Genomic DNA, 20,400 nt, shown 5'->3' on the forward strand with positions numbered 1-20,400 from the left:
CCGGGCGCGGCGTCAGAAGGTCCCTTCTGGCGCCGCGACCCGCGAGTCGGACCCGCGGAACGGCTCCGCCGCCGCAGCGATCCGGCTCAACAGCGCCGACCACCAGGCGTCGTCGCGATAGGTGCGGGTCTCGTCCCACGTGTCGCCCTGGCCGTCGATCCCCTCGCGCAGGATGTCGAGGTGGCCGGCGTGCTGCGCGGTCTCGGAGACCAGGTGCACCAGCAGCCGGTCGAAGGTGGTGTCGCCCTTCGACCACCACGGCACGGTGGCCGGCGAGTCGATCGGCAGCGTCGCGGCGGCACGCTCGGTGTGCTCCCCCGCGGCGACGTAGAGGGCGATCACCGACTCCGCGCTCTCGTCGGCGGTCAGCCACAGGTCGCCGTTGATCGCCTCGTCCGCCTCCTTCCAGGGCGACCCCAGGTCGCACGGGAACCCGGCGCAGTCCGAGACGTACTCGAGCTCGACGAGCGCCAGGTGCTTGACCACCCCCAACAGGTTCGTCCCCGACCGGGTCAACGGCCGGCGGGCGTCGTACTCGGGCACGCCGTGCACGGCCCGCAGGACGGCGCGGCGGTTCCGGCGCAGGTACTCCAGACAGGTCTGGCGATCGATCATCTGCTCTGCCTCCACTCGGGGTCGCGGCCGATGAAGCCCATGAGCCGCACCACCGCATCTCGTTCGGGGGACACCGGGACAGCCGGGCCGTACTGGCCGGAGTCCCGCAGCATCTGGTCGTGCGAGCGCATGCCCTCGAGGAGCTGCTCGCACTCGACCGGGTCCAGGCCGGAGGGGACAGCGGCCGCCTCGGCGAGGTCCCAGGTGTGCATCAGCACGTCCGTCGAGTAGAACCGGTCGATCACCGCGCCGAGCCGGTCGGTGCCCAGCTGCGGATGCGTGAAGTCGTCGGTCGCGGCGGACGAGTCGAGCAGGCCCTGGATCTCGGCGGCGTGGGTGCGCCACGTGCCGAGTGGGTCGTCGGCGTCGACAGGACGAGCGAGATCGATCCCGCCGGACGCGAGGAAGCCCTGCGACCAGGTCACCAGGTGCAGGACGACGTCGCGTGCCTGCCACGAGGAGACGGGCGTGGGAGCGTCCCAGTCGGCGACCTGCCCGACCACGGTCCCGAAGCCCTCGGCGACCCGGCGATGGCGACCGGCCGCTGCGTGACCGGGTGAGGCGTCCTGCGGTGCGGGCATCTCGTCCTCCTCCGACGACTGGGACCAGTCGACCGCCCGGAAGGCCGCGCGTCAAGGCGAGCGCAGGCGACACGGCCGCGCCGCTTGATCCTCACCGCCGCCGCACGAGACGGTGGCGACGTGACCGAACTGCACGAACTGGACGCGCACGACCTGGCCGCCACGATCGCGCGGGGCGACGTCTCCTGCGTCGAGGTGACCCGACACTTCCTCGAGCGGGTCGAGGCCGACGAGCTGGGCGCATTCGTCACCGTCACGTCCGACCGTGCCCTCACTCGTGCCGCCGAGCTCGATGCGATGACCGACCGGCCGGCCTTCGCCGGTGTCCCGACCGCGTTCAAGGACCTGACGATGACGGCCGGCGTGCCGACCTCGATGGGGTCGCGGCTGATGGCCGGACGGGTACCCGACCACAACGCGCACGTCGTGGATCTCGTCGAGGCGGCCGGCTTCGTCAGCCTCGGCAAGTCGAACACCCCCGAGTTCGGCCTCAGCTCGTACACCGACAACGACGTCGTCGGGCCGGCATGCTGCCCGGCCGATCCCCGGCTGAACGCCGGCGGCTCGAGCGGTGGTGCGGCCGCGGCCGTCGGATCGCACCTGCTGCCGTGGGCCCCGGGCAGCGACGGGGGTGGCTCCATCCGCATCCCCGCGTCGTGCTGCGGGGTCATCGGGTTCAAGCCGTCGCGCGGACGGATCGGCGCCGGTCCGGACTCGCCGACGTGGAGCGGACTCGCGACCGACGGCGTCCTGGCGCGCTCGGTGCGCGACGTGGCCGCGGTGCTCGACCTCCTCGCGCGGCCGGTGCCGGGGTCGTCCCGGGTCTGGCCGGCGCCGGCGACCCCGTTCGCCGAGGCGGCGACCCGCGACCCCGGACGCCTGCGGATCGCGACGTGGACCGACCCCTACCTCGACTTCGCCACGGCCTCCCCCGGCTCCGTCGCCGCCGTCGAGGCGGCGCGCGACTCTCTCGCCGCGCTGGGCCACGAGATCGTCGAGGTCGCGAATCCCTGGCCCGCGGAGCTGGAGCAGCAGTTCAACGTGGTCTGGTCCGCCGGCATGGCCTCGGTCCCCCTGCCGGACGAGGCGATCGCGCAACTGCGGCCCACGACCCGCTACTGGCACGAGCGCGGCGGCCGGGCGTCGGCTCCCCAGCTGGCGGCAGCGATGACGTACCTCGAGCTCACCACGGCGGCCGTCAACGCCTCACTGGCGGACGTGGACCTGTTCCTGACGCCGACGCTCGCGCTTCCGCCACAGCCGCACGCCTGGTTCACCGAGTCGGGCGATCCGGCCGAGGACCACCGGCGCGAGCTGCTGTTCACCCCGTACACCGCGCTGATGAACATGAGCGGCCAGCCCGCGGTCAGCGTGCCGGGCCACGTGCACGAGGGCCTGCCGGTCGGCGTGATGCTCGCCGGCCACGTCGGGGCCGACGCGCTCGTCCTGCAGGTCGCCGACCAGCTGGTCAGCCGCGCGCGGTCATGATGATCGGGTCACCCTCGGTGATCGCGATCGTGTGCTCGCTGTGCGCGCCGCGGGACCCGTCGGCGCTGCGGATCGTCCAGCCGTCGTCGTCCATCCGGATCTCGTCGGTGGACGCGAGGAACCACGGCTCGATCGCGATGACGAGGCCCGGCTTGAGCGGGAAGCCCCGGCCGGCCTTGCCGTCGTTCGAGATGTGCGGGTCGCCGTGCATCGTGCGGCCCACGCCGTGACCGCCGAACTGGGTGTTGACCGGGTAGCCGTACTCGCGGGCCGTCTCGCCGATGACCGCGCTGATGTCGCCGACCTTCTTGCCGGGACGAGCGACCTCGATCGCGCGCGCCAGCGCCACCTCGGTGGCCTCGATCAGGCGCAGGTCCTCGTCGCGGGGCGTGCCGACGACCTTGCTGACCGCGGAATCGCAGACCCAGCCGTCGACACTGACCGCGAAGTCGAAGCTGACCAGGTCGCCGTCGCGCAGCTTGTAGCGGTGCGGCAGCCCGTGCAGCACGGCGTCGTTCACGCTGGTGCACAGCACGTAGCCGAACGGCCCGCGGCCGAACGACGGCGCGTAGTCGATGTAGCAGGACTCGGCGCCGCGTTCCCGGATCATCCGGTGGGCCAGGGCGTCGAGCTCGATCAGGTCCGTCCCCACGTCCGCGGTCTCGACCAAGGTGGTCAGGACATCGGCGACGAAGCGGCCGGCGGGCCGCATCTCGTCGATCTGGGCAGGGGTCAGCAGCTCGATCGCCATGACACCAGCCTACGGACCGAGGTCAGCGGCGGACCCGGAAGGTCGCGGCGTAGGAGCCGCTGATCCTGCCCGGAGCGACCACACCGGCCCGTCGCTGCGAGACGCCCTTGGACTTGCGCAGCTTCCACTTCCACTGCGCCGCCACATCGGCGCGATCGGCGCGGACGAGACCATCGAGACCGGCCACCAGGTCCTCGAACGTGCGCGCTCCGCCGCCCTCGCTGTCGAAGTCGGGGCAGATGACCTGTCCGTCGTCGAGCTTGATGCACTCGTCCTCACCCTCGTCCCCGCCGGCGCCCGCGCGGGCGCTGAAGGTGACCGAGGCCCGGCCCTTCGCGTTCTTGCCGATCTTGAACGCCTTGGCCGGACCGGCCGAGGTGCCCTTCGGACGGCCGTTGACGTACTGGCGGTACACGGGGCGCACCTTCATCGTCCGGCCGGCCTTGACCGAGGAGCCGCGCAGCGTGACCCACTTCTTGCCGGTCCAGCGCTGGGCGCTCGCGAAGCGGTGATCGATCGCCGCGTTGCTGATCAGGGTCATCGTGGACGACACACCCGTGACGGTCACGTCCGCGAGGTCCGTGGAGGCGATCGCGCTGACGTCGCCGGCGATGTCGCTCGCGACGACGTCGGCGAGCTCACCGCCCGCGTCGGCGTAGATCTGGGAGTTCGACAGGCTGCCGGTGCGCCCGTTGCTCAGGCGGTAGTCGATCCGCCACGAGAGCTTGGCGGTGCCGATGCCGAGGTTGTCCAGGACGTCCTGCACCGCGAAGGCCGGACCGTACCCGGCCCCGAACGCGGCCATCGCCGGGTCGACCACGGTGCCGCGATAGGTCGCGAGCGCCGCGCCCCGGGCGTTGCGGACGTGCGTCACGACGGGGAAGCCGCGGATCAGGCCGACCTGGCCCTTGATGCCGGCGTAGCCGTCCGTCGTGATCGTGCCGATCTGCTGGCCCACCTTCCCGACCTGCTTGTACGAGCCGATCAGGCCCGTCGAGTCCGGCATCACGAGGGCGGCCGAGGCGTTGTGGATCGACAGCGAGGTCGGGCCGGCGAAGTCCAGCGGGTGGCCGAAGGCCCACACCGTGGAGCCGCAGATGGCGGTCACCGTGCCGACACCGCCGGCGAAGAGGTCTCCGGTCGTGTAGCCGACGGCGATGTTGCCGCCGGGGACGAGCGGCTGGTCGAGTCCCGAGGGCGCCGCGACGGCGCCGAACCCGCCCGCCCGGGCGGAGCGCGCCGACGCGGAGACCGCCGGGACGCGCGCCAGCGTGCGGTTGGCCAGGTCGTTGGCGGCGGCTCCGCCGGAGACGACGCGGACGGCCTTGAGCTGGCGGGCCGACTGTCCCGCGAGCGTCGCCGCGGTCCGGGCCGAGGCGCCCTGCAGCGCGCTGCGCTTGATCGTGAGCTTGGCCGGGGCGCGCAGCTTGTCCGCACCCAGGCGCTTCATGGCGTACGCGGGCGTGATGCCCGCGATCGGGACGTTGTCGGGGCTGAGGCCGTACGCCACGGCGCCGATCAGCCGGCCGTCCGGCAGGTACACGGGCGAGCCGGACATGCCGGCCCAGATCCCGGCGGGGGTGCCGTCCGTTGCCGTCGAGGCCCGGTCGATGCCCGCGCCACGCAGGGAGAACAGCAGCATGTCGGTGCCGCCCTCGGACGTTCCGAGCGCGTTGTCGATCGCGCCGACGAACGTGCCGGTGAACTCGACGGGCGTCGTGCCCTTGACCACGGTCAGTCCGCGGACGGTCGTCGAGTCGTCGAACGCCTCCGTCTCGGCCTTGGGGACCATCGGCTGGGTGCCGTCGGAGCAGAACGCCGCGGGCTCCGGGGCCGCCTGCGCTGCCGGTGCGACCAGCGTGGTCGCGGCCACGCCCGCGAGGACGGCGCCGGCAAGCAAGCGCAGGGACGTGCGGTTCATCGGGGACCCCCGTAGTCAGAACAGATCGGCTGATCGTATCGAGGGAGGAGCGGCCCGTGGGGCTGATACGCCAATCAGTCGCCGAGGGACGATCTGAACCGCTGCATCCCGGTCACCCAGTGGTCGGTGTCCTGCGCCTTGCGGGCGTACATCGTCCCCACGGACTCGTGCGGCAGAGCCAGCAGCCGGCCCTCGTCGATCGCCTCGAGCAGCACCCGGGCGGCCTCCTGCGGCGTGAGCGTCTCACCGGCCGCCGTGACGGAGGCGTGCGCCAGCCGGCCCTGCGGATCGGTGACGGTCTCGCCGGCCTCGGCCATCGGGGTGGCGACGCCCATCGGGCACAGCGCGGCGACCTGGACGCCCCGGTCGCCGTACGTCGCGGCGAGCCACTCCGCGAAGCCGACGGCGGCGCGCTTGGTCACGGCGTAGGTGGGCGATCCGAGCTGCGTCAGCAGGCCGGCCGCCGAGGCGGTGACGGCGAAGACGCCCGGGTTCTCGACGCTCCACCGCGGGACCAGCGCTCGCGCGGCACGGACGTGAGCCATGACGTTCACGTCCCACGACAGCGACCAGTCGAACTCGTCGGCCGCGAGCCCGAAGCCGCGGAAGACCCCGGCGTTCGCGACGTAGAGGTCGATCCCACCGAACTCGGCGTCGGCCGTCTCGATGAGTGCCGCGATGCCGGGCTCGGCGGCGACGTCACCGGCGATCCAGGGCTGGCCGAGCCGCTCCCCCGCCTCTGCCAGGCGCTGCTCGTCGAGGTCCGCGAGCAGCACCCGGTCGCCGCGCTCGACGAGCGCCTCCGCGATGGCCAGGCCGATGCCGCCCGCGGCTCCTGTGACGACGCAGCGCCGGCTCATCGCAGGCCCTGCCGCTTCAGCTCCGCCTTGGCCAACGAGTTCTTGTGCACCTCGTCGGGGCCGTCGGCGAACCGCAGCGTGCGGATGCCGGCGTACATCTCGGCCAACGGGAAGTCCTGGCTCAGGCCGCCGCCGCCGTGGGTCTGGATCGCCTTGTCGAGGATCCACTCCACGGTCCGCGGCGTGGCGATCTTGATCGCCTGGATCTCGGTGTGGGCGCCGCGGTTGCCGACGGTGTCCATCAGCCACGCGGTCTTGAGGACGAGCAGACGCAGCTGCTCGATCCGCACGCGCGACTCGGCGATCCAGTCCCGGATGACGCCCTGGTCGGCGAGCGGCTTGCCGAACGCGGTGCGACTCTGCGCCCGCTGGCACATGAGCTCGATCGCGCGCTCGGCGATGCCGATCGACCGCATGCAGTGGTGGATGCGGCCCGGCCCGAGGCGAGCCTGGGCGATCGCGAAGCCGTCGCCCTCGCCGGCGATGAGGTTCGTGACGGGCACGCGCACGTCGGTGAACCGCAGCTCGGCGTGGCCGCCGTGATCGCGATCGTGGTAGCCGAACACGTGCATGCCGCGGACGATCTCCAGGCCGGGGGTGTCCCGCGGGACCAGGATCTGCGACTGCTGGCGGTGCCGCGCGGCCGTCGGATCGGTCTTGCCCATGACGATGAAGACCTCGGCCTTCGGGTTCATCGCGCCGGTGATCCACCACTTGCGGCCGTTGATGACGTACTCGTCACCGTCGCGCACGATCGAGGTCTCGATGTTGGTGGCGTCGCTGGACGCGACGTCGGGCTCGGTCATGGCGAAGGCCGACCGGATCTCGCCGGCCAGCAGCGGCTCGAGCCAGCGCTTCTTCTGCTCCTCGGTGCCGAACTGGTTGAGCACCTCCATGTTGCCGGTGTCCGGGGCGGCGCAGTTCGTCGCCGGCGGCGCCAGCTGGATGCTGCGGCCCTGGATCTCGGCCAGCGGCGCGTACTGCAGGTTCGTCAGACCGGCGCCGCCCTCGCCGGGCAGGAACAGGTTCCACAGACCTCGCTGCTTCGCCTCGACCTTCAGGTCCTCGATCACCGCCGGGATGTCCCACACGTCGTTCGCGTAGTTGGCCTGGATCTGCTCGTGCGCGAGCGGCTCGGCCGGGTGAACGACCTCGTCCATGAAGGACTGCATGCGCGCGATGAGGTCCTGGGTCAACTCGTCGAAGGCAAAGTCCATGGATCAGCCCTCCGCGATGACGTAGACGACGTCGGCGATGCAGGCCGGCTTCTCGACGCCGTCGATCTCGACGACGACCGTGAGCACGACCTGCGTGCCGATCGCGATGTCCTGCGTCTCCTTGAGGGTGGCCGTGCCGCGCACCCGCGAGTCGACCGGCACCGGGTGTGGGAAGCGCACCTTGTTGGCCCCGTAGTTGACGCCCATCACGGCGCTCTTGACGGAGTAGATCTGCTGGGTGAAGACCGGCAGCAGGCTCAGCGTGAGGTACCCGTGGGCGATCGTCTTGCCGAACGGGCCCTGGGCGGCGGCCTCGGGATCGACGTGGATCCACTGGTGGTCGCCGGTGGCGTCCGCGAAGAGGTTGATCCTGTCCTGGGTGACGGTCACCCAGTCGCTGGTGCCGAGCTCTTGGCCGACGGCGGCCTTGAGGTCGGCGATGGTGTCGAATTCACGGGTCATGTCGCGGGTCTCCTGACTAAGCGCTTGCTTAGCGCTCACCGTACCGCGTGATGGTCGTCACGAGCAACGACCTGCGCGTCGCACTCCCCCGGGACGATTGTCCCGGCGCCACGCAGGTGTGACACTCGTTACCGTGACCCCCGACGTCGGCCCACCGCGCCGCGAGCGCCCCGAACTGAAGCCGACCCCGCAACTGCGGCCGATGCGGCTGCTGGCCTCCGCGCTGACGGTGGCCCTGCTGATCGGCGCAGGCTGGGCCGGCTGGAAGTACGTGGGCACGAACATCGTGGCCAAGCAGCGCCAGGGCGAGATGGCCGTCGCGCTCGCCGACGACTGGAAGGGCAATCGCCAGGGCGACGCCGCGACCGACAAGCTGCGGATCGGGCAGGTCTTCGCCGTGCTGCGGGTGCCCCGCTTCGGCGATGACTTCGAGGTGCCCGTCGTGGCCGGGGTCGACGACACGGCGCTGACCTCGGGCGTCGGCTGGTTCCCCGACACCCAGCGCCCCGGCCAGATCGGCAACTTCGCGGTCGCGGGTCACCGCGTCACCAACGGTCAGCCGTTCAAGGACTTCCCCGACCTGCGCGCCGGCGACCTGGTCGAGGTCGAGACCCGCACCCACGTCTACACGTACGAGCTGCAGAACTCCGGCACGGACACCATCGTCGACTTCACCGACATCTGGGTCGTCCAGCCCGTGCCCGAGAAGGCGCGGAAGGCGAAGGACCAGCGCTCGGGCGCCAAGCCCAGCGAGGCCCTGCTGACGCTGACGACCTGCTCGGAGATCTTTCACACCGACAACCGCTCGGCCGTGTTCGGCACCCTGGTCGACGCCAAGCACGTCTGAGCAGCCGGCCTCAGCTGGTGGTGAGGTCGTTCACCAGCCAGTCGCCGTCGACCCGGTTCATCTCGACCACGACCGAGAGCGGCGCGGGCGACCCCGGCTTGCCGGCGATGGTGCGGTTCTGGTCGACGAACGCCAGCACTCGGACCTTCGAGGTGGAGCACTCCTGGCCGCACTCCAGCGGCGCGATGGTGCGCACCGTGGCGACGACGTCGATCTTGCGCTGGCCGGCGGTGGCGACCAGCTGCGGAGCGAGCTCGGAGTACTTCTTCGCGAACTTCTCGGTCATGACCTTCGTCGCGTCGTCGAGATCCTGCGCCACGGTGGCGTGCTTGTAGCCGAGCATCTCGGGCAGCGCCTTCGAGGCGGCGGCCACGGCGTCGTCCTGGGCATCGACCTGGTCCTGCGCCGACGCCTCGGCGCGTTGCACGACCAGGAGCGACACGAGGGCGAACACGACGGCGCACAGGGCCAGCGCCAGCAGCACCAGGTCGCGGCGGGAACGAACGAGCCTCACGGGGCGTCACCCTCTTCCGGAGCAGTGGTGGCGACGGTGACGTTGGAGAAGTTCTCGACGAGCCAGTCGCCGTCCTTCTTGACCAGCGAGACACGCCACCGCAGTCGGGGCTGGCCGTACTGGACGTCTTCGGGCTCGGTGCTGATCGTGATCGCGGCGATCGCCTCGGCGCTGTCGCGATCGATGCTGTCGACGGCGACCTGGCCGACCTTGCCCTTCGAGACGATCTTCGCCGCCTCGAACTTCGCCAGCAGATCGCGCGTGGACGCCTTGAACTGCTCGGCCAGCTCGTCGGTGAGCAACGGCTCGACCCGCTCGACGTACTCGTCGAGGTCGGTGACGTCGTAGGAGTTGATCGCCGTCGCGAACCGCTCGGTCGCCGCGCGCACGTCCTGGCGGCTCGCGGAGTCCGCGGAGGCCGGGATCTGCGGACCGCGGACCAGCAGCGCCACACCGGCCGCCAGGGCGACCAGCGTGACCACCACGAGTCCGACGACGATCGACCGACCGCGAATCACCGCGCCACCGCGGGACCGAGCATCATCCACTTCCACGACTCCTCGCCGAGATCGAGCGCCGGGGGGATCGTCGAGGTCTCGTCGCCCTGCACCAGCTGCTTCGTCGCCACATCGTACGTGCCCAGGACCACACCGCCACCGGCTTCGCCGGACGCGGACGACGCAGTCGCGCCGGGGGTACGCGCCCCGCGCTCCAACTTCTGCGCACACGTGAACGAGCGATCCCACCGCTCGACCGTGCGGTCGTACGGGGTGCGCTGCTTGGACTCGGGCTGGTAGCCCTTCAGGCACGGCGAGTTCTCGGGCTGCAGGGACAGGCTCATGCGGGCGGCGAACTGCCCGGTACGCGAGTCCTTCGCGATGATCGAGAAGGCGCTCTCGACGCCGTAGGGCGCGATGACCAGCACGCCGCGGACGCCGGGCAGATTGGCACGGACCACCGAGTTCACGGTGATGGCGTCGTCGAGCAGCGCCGCGATGTCCTCGGCGTTCTCGTCGATGACCGCCCGCAGCGTCGTGGCCGTCGGCGCACCGGAGTCGATCACCTTCCGCAGGTCCTGGTCGGAATCGCGCACGGCCTTCGACAGCGATCGCAGGTTCGCGGCGAAGGCGCGGATGTCGTTCTGGGAGTCCACCTGCGTCTGCAGGACGGTCGTCGAGCTCTTGATCAGCGCCGCCGTGACCTCGTACTTCTGGTCGGCCTCGGTGATGAAGGAGTTGGACGAGTCGATGATCGTCTTCAGGTCCTGTGACGATCCCTCGAACGCGGTGCCCAGCTCGGTGATCACGGTGCTGAGGTCCTCGTTGTCCACCGACCCCAGCAGGTCGCTGACGTTCGACAGCAGCGTGCGCGTGTCGACGGGCACCTGCGTGCGCTCGCGGGCGATGACCGAGTCGTCGTCGAGGAACGGTCCCTTGTCGGTGCGCGGCTGGAAGTCCAGGAACTGCTCGCCGACCGCGGACCGGCTCGCGATGACGACGTCGGTGTCGGCGGGGATGTCCGGAGCGCCGGGGTCGACCCGCACCTCGACCTTCACGCCGTCGCCGTCGAGCCACATGTCCGTGACGCGGCCGACGCTGACGCCGCGGTAGGTGACGTCGGCCGTGGTGAAGATGCCGCCGGGCTCGGCCATCTGGACCGTCACGGTGTATCCGCTGCCGAAGAGGCGGTCGACGTGGGCGTAGTTGATGCCGATGTAGGTCATCACGACGAGCGTGCCGACGAGGAAGATCGCCAGCTGGACCTTGACGCGCTGGGTGATCACGGGGCCACCACCGTCCCGGCCATGACGCCCGCCACCGAGTCCTCGCGCAGCGCCTGCTTGAGCGCCGCCCGCTCCGCCTCGGTCATCAGGCCGATCGTCGTGGAGAAGTCGGTCGAGAAGTCCATCGACACGTTCAGGTAGTCGCCCATCTGGTAGGCGTTCGCCTCCTCGGGCGTCCGGCCGACGAGCGCGTCCGGGAACGGGAAGGTGGGCAGCACCTCGAGGGAGCTGACCAACGCGTCGCCCGCCGACCCGAGGGAGTCCAGGATCGGCGCGAGGGCCTTGAGGTCGGCCACGACGGCTTCCTTGCTCTTGACGATGACGTCCGACCCGACGGCGCCTAGCTTGGACAGGGCCTCGAGCATCTTGACCAGATTGGCGCGCTGCTCGTTGACCGTCCGCAGAGCTGCCGGCAGGTCGTCCAGGGCGGCGTCGATGGCCTGCTTCTGGTCGTTGGTGTTCTTGGCCAGGCGGTCGATCTGCTCGATCGCGGTGACGATGTCGCCCTTGGACGCCTCGGCGACGCCGATGAACTCGTCCAGCCGGCGCACGAGCGTGCGCGTGTCGGCCTCACGGCCGGACAGGGCCGTGTTCAGCTCGCGGCTGATGACCTGGGCCTTGCCGAGCGCGCCTCCGTTGAGGACCAGCGACATGGCGGCGAGGACCTGCTCGATCTCGGGTGCGTTGCCCGAGCGAGCCAGCGGGATCACGTCGCCGTCCTCGAGCCGACCCGTGGTGCCGCCACCCTCCTCGGGCGGGGCGAGCGAGACGAACTTCTCGCCCAGGATCGACGTCTGGCGGATCGACGCCACCGACTGGTCGGGCAGGTCGACGTCGCCGTTGACCTTGACGGTGACCTTCGCGCGCCACCCGTCGAGCTCGACCTTGGTGACCCGGCCGACGGAGACGTCGTTGACCTTGACGGCGCTCTGGGGCACGAGGTCGAGGACGTCCTGGAACTCGATCACGACGGTGTACGGGTCGTCGCCGAGGTCGGCGCCACCGGGCAGCGGCAGGTCGCCCACGCTCGAGACGCAGCCCGAGACCAGGGCGATGGGCGCCACGACGGCCACCAGAGCGTGCCTGGCTCGCAGTGCGGTCATCACGACACCCCCATCACTTCGGCCAGCGGATCGGTCGAGACCGGGTCGGCCTGCTGCGCCGCCGGCTGGCCCGGTGCGGGCTTCGCCCCCGGCGCACTCTCGGCGAGCCAGCGCAGGACGTTCGTCAGCGCGTAGCAGGCGTCCTCGTACTTCTCGTTCTGCCGGCTCGCCAGCCCGCAGTAGCCGCTGATGAACTCGGCCTCGGTCAACACGGAGAACGCGCCGCTCTTGGAGCCCTTGATCGAGGCGCGCGAGTCGAGCGTGCCGGTCGTGGGGTTGTAGGCCAGCGCCAGGTTGGAGAGCGCCTTCGGGCCCTGGTCGAGGATCTTCTGCAGATCCTTGCGCTGCTTGGCCAGCGATCCGGTGACGCGCGACAGGCCCTTGACGTTCTTGCGCAGGGCCGTGCGGTTCTCGGACACGTAGGACTGGACCTGCTGCAGCGCGGTCGCCAGCTCGGCGACGGCCAGCTGCAGGTCGTCGCCCTCGTCGGCCAGGACACCCGAGACCCCGGCGAGGCTGCTGTTGAAGTCGCGGACACTCTGGTCGTTGGCCTCCAGCGCCGAGACGAAGCGCTCGATCTTCTCGACGGAGGTGAAGAGCTCGGTCTTGTTGCCGTCGACCGTCTTGGTCAGCTTCGCCAGCGCCGCGATGCTCTCGCGGATCTCGGCGCCCTTGCCGTCGAGGTTGTCGGCCGAGTTGGCCACGAGGTCGCTGAGCGTGCCGTCCTTGTTGATCCCCTTCGGACCCAGCGTCGTGGCGACGCGGTCGAGGGCGGCGTAGGTGTCGTCAAGCTCGGTGGGAGTCGCTGTCCGCGACTGGTCGAGGTGCGCGCCGTCCTCGAGCTTGGCGCCACCGGTGTACGCGGGCGTCAGCTGGACGAAGCGGTCACCGACCACCGAGGGCGACACGATGACGGCCTGGACGTCGGCCGGCACCTCGTAGTCCGCGTCCCAGGCGATGCGCGCCCGGACGTTCTGGCCGCGCGGCGTGAGCTTCTCGACCGTGCCGACGGTGACGCCCAGGATGCGGACGCTGGACCCCTCGTACAGCGAGACGGTGCGGTCGAAGTCGACGGTGACGACGTTCTCGTCCGAGCGCGACAGGACCACGAACGCCGCCACGGCGACGAGGGCCAGGCACACGGCCGCCGCCACGATGGCGACGGTCCTGCTGGAGAGCCGACTCAGGACGGTGGCCATCACAGACCTCCCTCGACGCCGAGGATGCTCAGCAGGTTGTAGACGTAGGCGTCCAGCCACGGGCCGTTGGCGCCGTTGTTGGCGACCATCGCGTAGTACGCGGGCAGCTGCTGGATCGCGGCCTCGATGTTGGCCTCGTTCTGGCGCAGCACGCGCACGACGCCGGTCAGGCGGTCCAGCGCGGGCTTGAGGTCGTCGCGGGTGTCGACGACGAGCTTGTCGATCTCGTCCGACATCGCCGTGACGCTGACCAGCACCTGGTGAATCGCGTCGCGGCGCGCCGTCAGCGCGTCGAACAGCACCGACCCGTCCTCGAAGAGCTTGACGAACTCGGCGTTCCGGTCAGCCAGCACACCGGAGATGCCGTCGATGTTCTTGAGCAGCGACGCGATCTCCTCGTCGCGCTTGGCGAGGTTGTTGGACAGGGCCGTCACGTTGGTGACCGCCTCGCGGAACTCCTCGGGCGTCTTGGCGGCCACGTCGCTGACGGTCTTCAACGCCTGGGCGAGCTGGTCCTGGTCGATCTCCTGCGTCGTCTCGGTGAGCCCCGAGAACGCCTGGACGATGTCGTACGGCGCCTTCGTGCGCGAGGCGGGGATGACCGCGCCCTTCTCGAGGGTGCCGGGTCCGTCCGGCTCGAGGCTGACGTACATCGTGCCGAGCAGGGACTTGATCCGGACCGAAGCGCCGGTCTGGCTGCCGAGCCGGTCGCGGTCCTTCTTCATCCGGAAGGTCACGCGCACCTTGTCGCCGTGCAGCTCCAGTCCCGAGACCTCGCCGACGCGGACGCCGGCCAGGCGGACGTCGTCGCCCTTCTTCAGGCCGCCCACCTCGGTGAACTCGGCGGCGTACTTCGCTCCCCCGCCGATGACAGGCAGGCTCGAGGCCTGGCTGGCGAGGGCGAGCACCAGGGCGATCAACAGCAGCGCGACGGCGCCGACGGCGACCGCGTTCCGGTCGCGGAACGGCTTCATGGTCAGCGGCATCGACTCACCCCCGGCCCGGTCACGGTGACGCGCTTCGTCGTCTTGAAGGGACGGTTCTTCTCCCAGCCCGGGACGCCGCTCAGCGACGGCAGCTCGCCGTTCACGCCCACGTCGCACACGAAGAAGCTGAAGAACGATCCGTACTCGCCCGTGCGGCCGATCCGATCGATCTTGATCGGCAGGACGCCCAGCGTGTTGTCGAGGTCGCGCAGCGCCCGCTTCGTCCCGACCTTGTCGGTCACGCGGCGCAGGTTCCTGATGTCGGCCGTCAGGGCCGGGCGCGACTCCTGCAGCAGGCCGGCGGTCTCGCCGGTCAGGGTCGCGATGTCGTCGAGTGATCCTGTGAGCACGCCGCGGTCGTCCTTCAGTCCGGTGATGAGCTGCTGCAAGGTCGAGATCGCCGTCGACAGCTCGTCGTCGCGCTCGTTGAACGAGGTCAGGACGACGGTGAGGTTGTCGATCACCGAGCCGATGAGCTCGTCGCGCTCGGCGAGGGTGCCGGTCAACGACGCGGTGTGCGACAGCAGGCTCTCGACGGTTCCGCTCTCGCCCTGGAAGACCTGGATCAGCTCGTAGGCGAGCTGGTTGGTGTCCTCCGGCGACAGCGCCTCGAACAGCGGCTGGAAGCCGCCGAACAGGTCGGTCAGGTCGAGCGCCGGCGTCGTCCGGTCGAGGTCGACCGTCTCACCGGGCTTCAGCCGACCGGCGGGTCCGTCGGTGCCCTCGGCCAGCGCGAGGTAGCGCTGGCCGATCATGTTGCGGTAGCGCAGCGTCGCCTCGGTGCTCTGGGTCAGCGTGATGTCGGAGTCGACCCGGAACGTCACCTCGGCGGTCGAGCCCGAGCGCACGCGGACGTCGGCGACGTTGCCGACCCGAACGCCGGCGATGCGGACGTCGTCACCCTCGACGAGGCTCGTCACGTCGGTGAAGACGGCCTTGTACTCGTTCGTCCGGTCGAACGAGGCGTTGCCGATGACGGCCGCCAGCAGAGCCGTCATGAGGCCGGTGATCACGAGGAACGCCATCAGCTTCGTGAAGGCGATCGTGGTGCGGCGGTCGAATCCCGTCCTGCTCATCCGAGGCTCACCTCCGCGCCGCGCAGCACCGGACCGAACAGGGGCTGGGCGATGTCGGGCACGTCGCCGGGCTCGACGCCCGTCGCCGAGGCCACGATGGCCTGGATCTGCTGGCGCTCGGTCTCGCTGCCCACGGGGCCGGCGGCAGTGGGGGCGGACAGGGGCGACGTCTTGCCGAGGTCGTCACCGACACCGAGCTGGCCCATCAGCCCGTCGCTCATGCCCGGCGACGGCCGCTTGCCCGAGTACGGGGTCTTGGGCAGCGTGGCGCAGCTGGGCTGGACGGAGCTGGGCCCGCCGGTGGCCGCGGGCACGCGCGGCGAGTCGCCGTCGGCGTACGTCCGCGGGGAGCGGGCCGCGAACTCGATCGAGACGTGCGCGCGCTTGTCGCGGAAGGTGTTGTCGATCGCCGGCTTGAGACGGTCGATGCCCTTGAGAACGCACTCGATCGTCGGCGAGTAACGGGCGAGCAGGTCGAGCGTGGGCAGGGAGTCGCGCGACAGGGTGATGAAGTCCTGGCCCGAGCGGTCGACGAGCTGCTCGGCCGACGTCGCGAAGGCCGCGGTCTGGGTGAACAGCGTCTGCAGCTGGGCGCGGCGCGCGGTCAGGGTGTTGCCGGTGACGACCGCGTTGCGCAGCGTCTCACCGATCTCGGGCATCGCGTCGGCGTAGGTCTCGGCCGTCTCACCGAGCAGGGTGATGTCCTTGACGATGTCGTCGGCCAGCGGGGTCATCTTCTGCATGTACGCCGACAGCGTCTCGAGGGTCCGGCCGACGGACTCGCCCTCACCGGACAGCGCGTCCGAGAGCGCCGTGAGCACGAACGACAGGTCGGTCGGGTTCAGCGCCGTCAGCAGCGGATCGAGGTCGGAGAGCAGCTTCTCGACCTCGGTGGGCAGGGCGGCCTGGACGATCTCGTCGCCGGCGCGGATCGGGGTGCCCGAGGACTGGGCGACGGGCTGCAGATCGATGAACTTCTCGCCGAACAGCGTCTTGGGGGTGACGAACGCCTGGACGTCCGACGGGATCACGCCCTGCTGGTCGGGATCGAGCCTGAGGTGGATCACCGCCTCGCCCTTCTCGGAGGTGATGCGCTCGACGCGGCCGACGATCACGCCGCGCAGCTTGACGTCGGCGTTGCGGTTGAGCTGCAGGCCGACCCCGTTGCTGCGGATCGTGACCGGGACCTCGTCCGCGAACAGCTTGGTGAACATCGCGTACGTCAGGAACAGGCAGGCGACGATCAGGCCGATCATCACGACGCCCAGGCTGCGGACGACGGCCGGCTTCTCGAGGGTGGGGACGCGCGCCATCAGCCGGCCAGCCTCACGGTCGTGGTGGTGCCCCAGATCGCCATCGACATCAGCAGGTCGGCGACGTTGATGACCACGATGGAGGTGCGCACCGCGCGGCCCACGGCCACGCCGACGCCGACCGGGCCGCCGCTGGCGTAGTAGCCGTAGTAGCAGTGGATCAAGATGACCAGCGCCGCGAACACCAGCACCTTGAAGAACGACCAGAGCACGTCCTCCGGTGGCAGGAAGAGGCTGAAGTAGTGGTCGTAGGTGCCAGAGCTCTGCCCGTAGATCGCGGTGATGGTGATCCGGGTGGCGAAGTAGGACGACAGCAGACCGAGCATGTACAGCGGGATGATCGCGATCATGCCGGCCAGCACGCGGGTGGTGACCAGGTACGGCAGCGACGGGATCGCCATCGTCTCGAGCGCGTCGACCTCCTCGGAGATCCGCATCGCGCCGAGCTGTGCGGTGAAGCCACAGCCGACCGTGGCGGCCAGGGCGATGCCCGCCACGAGCGGGGCGATCTCGCGGGTGTTGAAGTACGCCGAGAAGAAGCCCGCGAAGGCGCTGGTGCCCAGTTGCTCGAGGGCGCTGTGGCCCTGCATGCCCACCTCGACGCCGGTGAAGAACGACATCGCGGTGATGACGCCGACCGTGCCGCCGATGACCGCCAGGGAGCCGCGGCCGAACGTGACCTCCGACAGCAGCCGCATGATCTCGCGCGGGTAGCGCGTGATGACGCGCGGCATCCACGCGATCGTGCGCAGGTAGAAGGCCAGCTGGAGGCCCAGGTTGTCGAGGGCGCTCAGCGGTGCGCCGTACACACGTGTCACGTCGACCACGTCACAACGCCTTCGCCGGGATGAGCTGGAAGTACAGGGCGCTCATGACGAAGTTGGCCATGAACAGCAGCAGGAAGGTGATGACGACCGACTCCATGACCGCCTGGCCGACGCCCTGCGGGCCGCCGTCGGCGTGCATGCCCATGTAGGTGGAGACGATCGCGGCGATCAGGCCGAACACGAGCGCCTTGGCCATCCCCTGGTAGAGGTCGGGCGTCTGGGCCAGCGCCGTGAAGGAGGCCAGGTAGGCGCCGGGCGTGCCGCCCTGGAGGACGACGTTGAAGATGTAGCCGCCCAGCACGCCGACGACGCTGACCAGTCCGTTAAGGAAGACCGCCACCAGCATGCAGGCCAGCACCCGCGGCACGACGAGCCGCTGGATGGGGTCGATGCCCAGCACCATCATCGCGTCGAGCTCCTCGCGGATCTTGCGCGCACCGAGGTCGGCCGCGATCGCGGAGCCGCCGGCGCCGGCCACCAGCAGGGCGGTCGCGATGGGCGCCGCCTCGCGCAGGACCGCCAGCACCGCGGCGGAGCCGACGAACGACTGGGCGCCGAACTGCTGGACCAGGCTGCCGGTCTGCAACGCCACGACGGCACCGAAGGGGATCGCGACCAACGCGATCGGGATGATCGTGACCGAGGCGATGAACCACGCCTGCTGGACGAACTCACGGAACTGGAAGGGCCGCTTGAACACGGCGAGCAGCACGTCGGCGCCGAAGGCGAACAGCTTGCCCGCGGTGGCGAGCGGGCCCGTCACGACCCTGATCATGCTCACCGGGCACCGCCGGGCAGCGACGTCTGGGGCGGCACGGTGAAGCTGGAGCCGTCGTCGAGGAACGAGCCTTCCGGCGGCACGACGCCGTTGGCGGCGCACCACGCGCCCGGCTCGGCCTGCGTCGCGCGCGGGCGACCGTCGGACGGGAACAGCTGCAGCGGGATGGGCGGCAGCGGAGGCAGGGTGCTGTGGTCCTCGGCGGCCAGCTCGTCGGCGTCCTTCTCCTCGCTCATGCCGATCGGGCCGACGGTCTGCGCGTTGAGGAACTGGCGCACCGCCGGCTCCTCGCTGGACAGGAGCATCTCGCGCGGGCCGAACATCGACAGGTGCCGGTGGTAGAGCAGGCCGATGTTGTCCGGCACCGTCCGCGCGGTGTTGATGTCGTGCGTGACGATGAGGAACGTCGCCTCGGTCTGGGCGTTGAGGTCGACCATCAGCTGGTTGATGAACGCGGTGCGCACCGGGTCGAGGCCCGAGTCCGGCTCGTCGAACAAGATGATCTCGGGCTCGAGCACCAGGGCGCGCGCCAGACCGGCGCGCTTGCGCATGCCGCCGGAGATCTCACCGGGGAGCTTGTCCTCCGCGCCCACCAGGCCGACCATCGTCATCTTCTCCATGACGATGTCGCTGATCTCGGACTCGGACTTGCGGGTGTGCTCGCGCAGCGGGAACGCGACGTTGTCGAAGAGCGTCATCGAGCCGAACATCGCGCCGTCCTGGAACAGCACGCCGAACAGCTTGCGGATCTCGTAGAGGTCCTTCTCGCTGCAGGTCGCGATGTCGACGCCCTCGATGAAGATGTGCCCCTCGTCGGGCTTGATCAGGCCGATGAGGGTCTTGAGGAACACCGACTTGCCAGTGCCGGAGGGTCCGAGCATGACGCTGATCTGGCCGGCCGGCAGGCTCAACGAGACGTCGCGCCAGATGGTCTGCTTGCCGAAGGCCTTCGTCAATCCTTCAACTCGAACTTCGACACCCATCAGGGCTCCTTACCAAGGGGGGAACTGAACCGCCTGCCGGGCGGCCCACCGAACCGATTCGTCAGACGCGGCGGCGACGCGATCGGATGACGAGCGCGATCCGCGCCAGGGCGAGTGCGCCGAACGCACCGATCAGGACCGGACCGAAGGGCGACCCGGTGGCCGGGAGCTCGGTGGTCCGGTACGAGGCGTTGCCGGCGCGGGCCGCGTCGGCGGGGCTGACGCCGTAGTTGTCGTCGTTGTACCCGTCGATGGCCGTGACGGGCGCCGGAGCACCGGGCTCGATCACGTCGGGGTCGGTGCCACTGCCGTCGCCGGGGGTGCCACCGCCACCACCGCCACGCGGGGGCGCGTCGGCGGCCGGCAGCGGGCACTCGGCCTCGCTGCAGCCGGCGCCGATCTTGATGGTGCCGATCACACGCGAGGCGGCGTCGCTCTTGTCGCGGATGCAGTTGAGGTCGGCCTTGTCGATCGCGTCGATGACCGGCGGGGTCATCTCGGAGTTCAGCACGAACGACGGGGGCATCTGGACGTAGATCAGGCCGTTGCCACCGTCGACCTGGGGCACGGGCACGGCGCTGACGTCGCCCTCGGCGACGATCGCGACCTCCTGGTCGGGCTTGAGGTCCACCCAGTTCTTGACCAGGAGGTTGCGGACCGGCTCGTTGCGCGTCTCGACGAGGCCGACGCCGGGCGCCACGGCCTGCAGGATCGTGTCGGAGACGGAGCCGCCCTTGACCTGGCGGACCTTCATCGGGCCGTACAGCCGGTTGACCAGCTTGGGCGGGAGGAACAGCGTCAGCTTGGCCTTCGTGGCCGCGACGGTCTGACCGGGCTGCACGCTCTCGGGCAGCGTGGTCTCGGCGGTGACGTAGAACTGCTGGGGGCCCTGCAGCGAGGTGTTGATGACGGCGTTCTCGGCCTTGCAGGTGTACCCGACCCGCTCGACCTTGGCGTCGGCCGCGGTGGCTGCGGGTGCCAACTGCACCAGGCCCGCGGCGACCACGCCGGCGGCGATGGTGAACCGAAGTCCGCCACGTACTGCTGAGGCGCTCGTGCGCATCGGGTCTCCTCGCTCCAGAACAAAGTCGCCACC

General features: G+C 70.3%; 21 protein-coding genes. 2 read left to right on the forward strand and 19 right to left on the reverse strand.

Translation table 11 applies throughout. From position 1 onward, the window contains the following. Positions 1-12: 12 nt before the first annotated feature. Both NP095_RS13965 and NP095_RS13970 read right to left on the reverse strand, forming a co-directional pair. Positions 13-615 carry a DinB family protein gene (locus NP095_RS13965; protein WP_232419594.1) on the reverse strand — a complete coding sequence of 201 codons (603 nt, stop codon included), beginning with the start codon at positions 613-615 and terminating at the stop codon, positions 13-15. Then, positions 612-1,196: a DinB family protein gene (locus tag NP095_RS13970; RefSeq protein WP_232419593.1), complete on the reverse strand. Its 585-nt coding sequence runs from the start codon at positions 1,194-1,196 to the stop codon at positions 612-614. The genes NP095_RS13965 and NP095_RS13970 overlap by 4 nt, the downstream gene beginning before the upstream one ends. 120 nt (positions 1,197-1,316) lie before the next feature. Between NP095_RS13970 and NP095_RS13975 the strand changes: the two genes are divergently transcribed. After that, positions 1,317-2,684, forward strand: a complete 1,368-nt coding sequence (locus tag NP095_RS13975; protein ID WP_232419592.1) for an amidase — start codon at positions 1,317-1,319, stop codon at positions 2,682-2,684. Here NP095_RS13975 and map read toward each other — a convergent pair. The 5 genes from map to NP095_RS14000 all read right to left on the reverse strand — a co-directional run bounded on the left by map (position 2,665) and on the right by NP095_RS14000 (position 7,895). Next, a complete protein-coding gene (map, locus tag NP095_RS13980; RefSeq protein WP_232419591.1) occupies positions 2,665-3,435 on the reverse strand; it encodes a type I methionyl aminopeptidase in 771 nt (256 codons plus the stop codon). The two genes, NP095_RS13975 and map, sit on opposite strands and share 20 nt — an antisense overlap. A 22-nt stretch (positions 3,436-3,457) precedes the next feature. Then, entirely contained in the window at positions 3,458-5,356 is a 1,899-nt protein-coding gene (locus NP095_RS13985; protein WP_232419590.1) for a hypothetical protein, read from the reverse strand. Positions 5,357-5,430: 74 nt separating this feature from the next. After that, the gene (locus tag NP095_RS13990) at positions 5,431-6,216 is read right to left on the reverse strand and encodes an SDR family oxidoreductase (protein WP_232419589.1); all 786 of its coding nucleotides are present in this window, start codon (positions 6,214-6,216) and stop codon (positions 5,431-5,433) included. After that, positions 6,213-7,433 (reverse strand): acyl-CoA dehydrogenase family protein, encoded by a 1,221-nt coding sequence (locus tag NP095_RS13995; protein ID WP_232419588.1) that lies wholly within the window; start codon positions 7,431-7,433, stop codon positions 6,213-6,215. The genes NP095_RS13990 and NP095_RS13995 overlap by 4 nt, the downstream gene beginning before the upstream one ends. 3 nt (positions 7,434-7,436) lie before the next feature. Beyond that, positions 7,437-7,895 (reverse strand): MaoC family dehydratase, encoded by a 459-nt coding sequence (locus tag NP095_RS14000; RefSeq protein ID WP_232419587.1) that lies wholly within the window; start codon positions 7,893-7,895, stop codon positions 7,437-7,439. 133 nt (positions 7,896-8,028) lie between these two features. Here NP095_RS14000 and NP095_RS14005 point away from each other — a divergent pair, with 133 nt between their 5' ends. Continuing rightward, on the forward strand, positions 8,029-8,742 hold the full coding sequence (locus NP095_RS14005; protein WP_232419586.1) for a class E sortase: 714 nt from the start codon (positions 8,029-8,031) through the stop codon (positions 8,740-8,742). Positions 8,743-8,752: 10 nt separating this feature from the next. Here NP095_RS14005 and NP095_RS14010 read toward each other — a convergent pair whose 3' ends face one another. The 12 genes from NP095_RS14010 to NP095_RS14065 form a co-directional block, all read right to left on the reverse strand. Continuing rightward, positions 8,753-9,256 (reverse strand): hypothetical protein, encoded by a 504-nt coding sequence (locus NP095_RS14010; RefSeq protein ID WP_232419585.1) that lies wholly within the window; start codon positions 9,254-9,256, stop codon positions 8,753-8,755. Further along, positions 9,253-9,804 (reverse strand): hypothetical protein, encoded by a 552-nt coding sequence (locus tag NP095_RS14015; protein ID WP_232419584.1) that lies wholly within the window; start codon positions 9,802-9,804, stop codon positions 9,253-9,255. The genes NP095_RS14010 and NP095_RS14015 overlap by 4 nt, the downstream gene beginning before the upstream one ends. Beyond that, positions 9,771-11,039 carry an MCE family protein gene (locus tag NP095_RS14020; RefSeq protein ID WP_232419583.1) on the reverse strand — a complete coding sequence of 423 codons (1,269 nt, stop codon included), beginning with the start codon at positions 11,037-11,039 and terminating at the stop codon, positions 9,771-9,773. Before NP095_RS14020 ends, NP095_RS14015 begins: the two co-directional genes overlap by 34 nt. Further along, on the reverse strand, positions 11,036-12,142 hold the full coding sequence (locus NP095_RS14025) for an MCE family protein (protein WP_232419582.1): 1,107 nt from the start codon (positions 12,140-12,142) through the stop codon (positions 11,036-11,038). The genes NP095_RS14020 and NP095_RS14025 overlap by 4 nt, the downstream gene beginning before the upstream one ends. After that, a complete protein-coding gene (locus NP095_RS14030) occupies positions 12,142-13,341 on the reverse strand; it encodes an MCE family protein (RefSeq protein WP_232419581.1) in 1,200 nt (399 codons plus the stop codon). The genes NP095_RS14025 and NP095_RS14030 overlap by 1 nt, the downstream gene beginning before the upstream one ends. Then, entirely contained in the window at positions 13,341-14,327 is a 987-nt protein-coding gene (locus NP095_RS14035) for an MCE family protein (protein WP_232419580.1), read from the reverse strand. The genes NP095_RS14030 and NP095_RS14035 overlap by 1 nt, the downstream gene beginning before the upstream one ends. After that, on the reverse strand, positions 14,318-15,403 hold the full coding sequence (locus tag NP095_RS14040; RefSeq protein ID WP_232419579.1) for an MCE family protein: 1,086 nt from the start codon (positions 15,401-15,403) through the stop codon (positions 14,318-14,320). The genes NP095_RS14035 and NP095_RS14040 overlap by 10 nt, the downstream gene beginning before the upstream one ends. After that, on the reverse strand, positions 15,400-16,716 hold the full coding sequence (locus NP095_RS14045) for an MCE family protein (RefSeq protein WP_232419578.1): 1,317 nt from the start codon (positions 16,714-16,716) through the stop codon (positions 15,400-15,402). The genes NP095_RS14040 and NP095_RS14045 overlap by 4 nt, the downstream gene beginning before the upstream one ends. Then, positions 16,716-17,534, reverse strand: a complete 819-nt coding sequence (locus tag NP095_RS14050; RefSeq protein WP_232419577.1) for an MlaE family ABC transporter permease — start codon at positions 17,532-17,534, stop codon at positions 16,716-16,718. The genes NP095_RS14045 and NP095_RS14050 overlap by 1 nt, the downstream gene beginning before the upstream one ends. Before the next feature lie 10 nt (positions 17,535-17,544). After that, the gene (locus NP095_RS14055; RefSeq protein WP_232419597.1) at positions 17,545-18,318 is read right to left on the reverse strand and encodes an MlaE family ABC transporter permease; all 774 of its coding nucleotides are present in this window, start codon (positions 18,316-18,318) and stop codon (positions 17,545-17,547) included. Positions 18,319-18,320: 2 nt separating this feature from the next. Further along, the gene (locus NP095_RS14060; RefSeq protein WP_232419576.1) at positions 18,321-19,304 is read right to left on the reverse strand and encodes an ABC transporter ATP-binding protein; all 984 of its coding nucleotides are present in this window, start codon (positions 19,302-19,304) and stop codon (positions 18,321-18,323) included. Positions 19,305-19,365: 61 nt separating this feature from the next. Next, positions 19,366-20,367, reverse strand: coding sequence for a DUF6801 domain-containing protein (locus tag NP095_RS14065; RefSeq protein WP_232419575.1), 1,002 nt, complete (start codon positions 20,365-20,367; stop codon positions 19,366-19,368). Positions 20,368-20,400: the final 33 nt, after the last annotated feature.

Origin of the sequence: Aeromicrobium duanguangcaii (assembly GCF_024508295.1) — a bacterium.
Classification (GTDB): domain Bacteria; phylum Actinomycetota; class Actinomycetes; order Propionibacteriales; family Nocardioidaceae; genus Aeromicrobium; species Aeromicrobium duanguangcaii.

Excerpts from the sequence above, each read along its gene's own strand:
- NP095_RS13965 (WP_232419594.1), bottom strand. The coding sequence starts at position 615 with ATGATCGATCGCCAGACCTGTCTGGAGTACCTGCGCCGGAACCGCCGC.
- NP095_RS13970 (WP_232419593.1), bottom strand. The coding sequence starts at position 1,196 with ATGCCCGCACCGCAGGACGCCTCACCCGGTCACGCAGCGGCCGGTCGC.
- map (WP_232419591.1), bottom strand. The coding sequence starts at position 3,435 with ATGGCGATCGAGCTGCTGACCCCTGCCCAGATCGACGAGATGCGGCCC.
- NP095_RS13985 (WP_232419590.1), bottom strand. The coding sequence starts at position 5,356 with ATGAACCGCACGTCCCTGCGCTTGCTTGCCGGCGCCGTCCTCGCGGGC.
- NP095_RS13990 (WP_232419589.1), bottom strand. The coding sequence starts at position 6,216 with ATGAGCCGGCGCTGCGTCGTCACAGGAGCCGCGGGCGGCATCGGCCTG.
- NP095_RS13995 (WP_232419588.1), bottom strand. The coding sequence starts at position 7,433 with ATGGACTTTGCCTTCGACGAGTTGACCCAGGACCTCATCGCGCGCATG.
- NP095_RS14000 (WP_232419587.1), bottom strand. The coding sequence starts at position 7,895 with ATGACCCGTGAATTCGACACCATCGCCGACCTCAAGGCCGCCGTCGGC.
- NP095_RS14025 (WP_232419582.1), bottom strand. The coding sequence starts at position 12,142 with ATGACCGCACTGCGAGCCAGGCACGCTCTGGTGGCCGTCGTGGCGCCC.
- NP095_RS14030 (WP_232419581.1), bottom strand. The coding sequence starts at position 13,341 with ATGGCCACCGTCCTGAGTCGGCTCTCCAGCAGGACCGTCGCCATCGTG.
- NP095_RS14035 (WP_232419580.1), bottom strand. The coding sequence starts at position 14,327 with ATGCCGCTGACCATGAAGCCGTTCCGCGACCGGAACGCGGTCGCCGTC.
- NP095_RS14040 (WP_232419579.1), bottom strand. The coding sequence starts at position 15,403 with ATGAGCAGGACGGGATTCGACCGCCGCACCACGATCGCCTTCACGAAG.
- NP095_RS14045 (WP_232419578.1), bottom strand. The coding sequence starts at position 16,716 with ATGGCGCGCGTCCCCACCCTCGAGAAGCCGGCCGTCGTCCGCAGCCTG.
- NP095_RS14055 (WP_232419597.1), bottom strand. The coding sequence starts at position 18,318 with ATGATCAGGGTCGTGACGGGCCCGCTCGCCACCGCGGGCAAGCTGTTC.
- NP095_RS14060 (WP_232419576.1), bottom strand. The coding sequence starts at position 19,304 with ATGGGTGTCGAAGTTCGAGTTGAAGGATTGACGAAGGCCTTCGGCAAG.
- NP095_RS14065 (WP_232419575.1), bottom strand. The coding sequence starts at position 20,367 with ATGCGCACGAGCGCCTCAGCAGTACGTGGCGGACTTCGGTTCACCATC.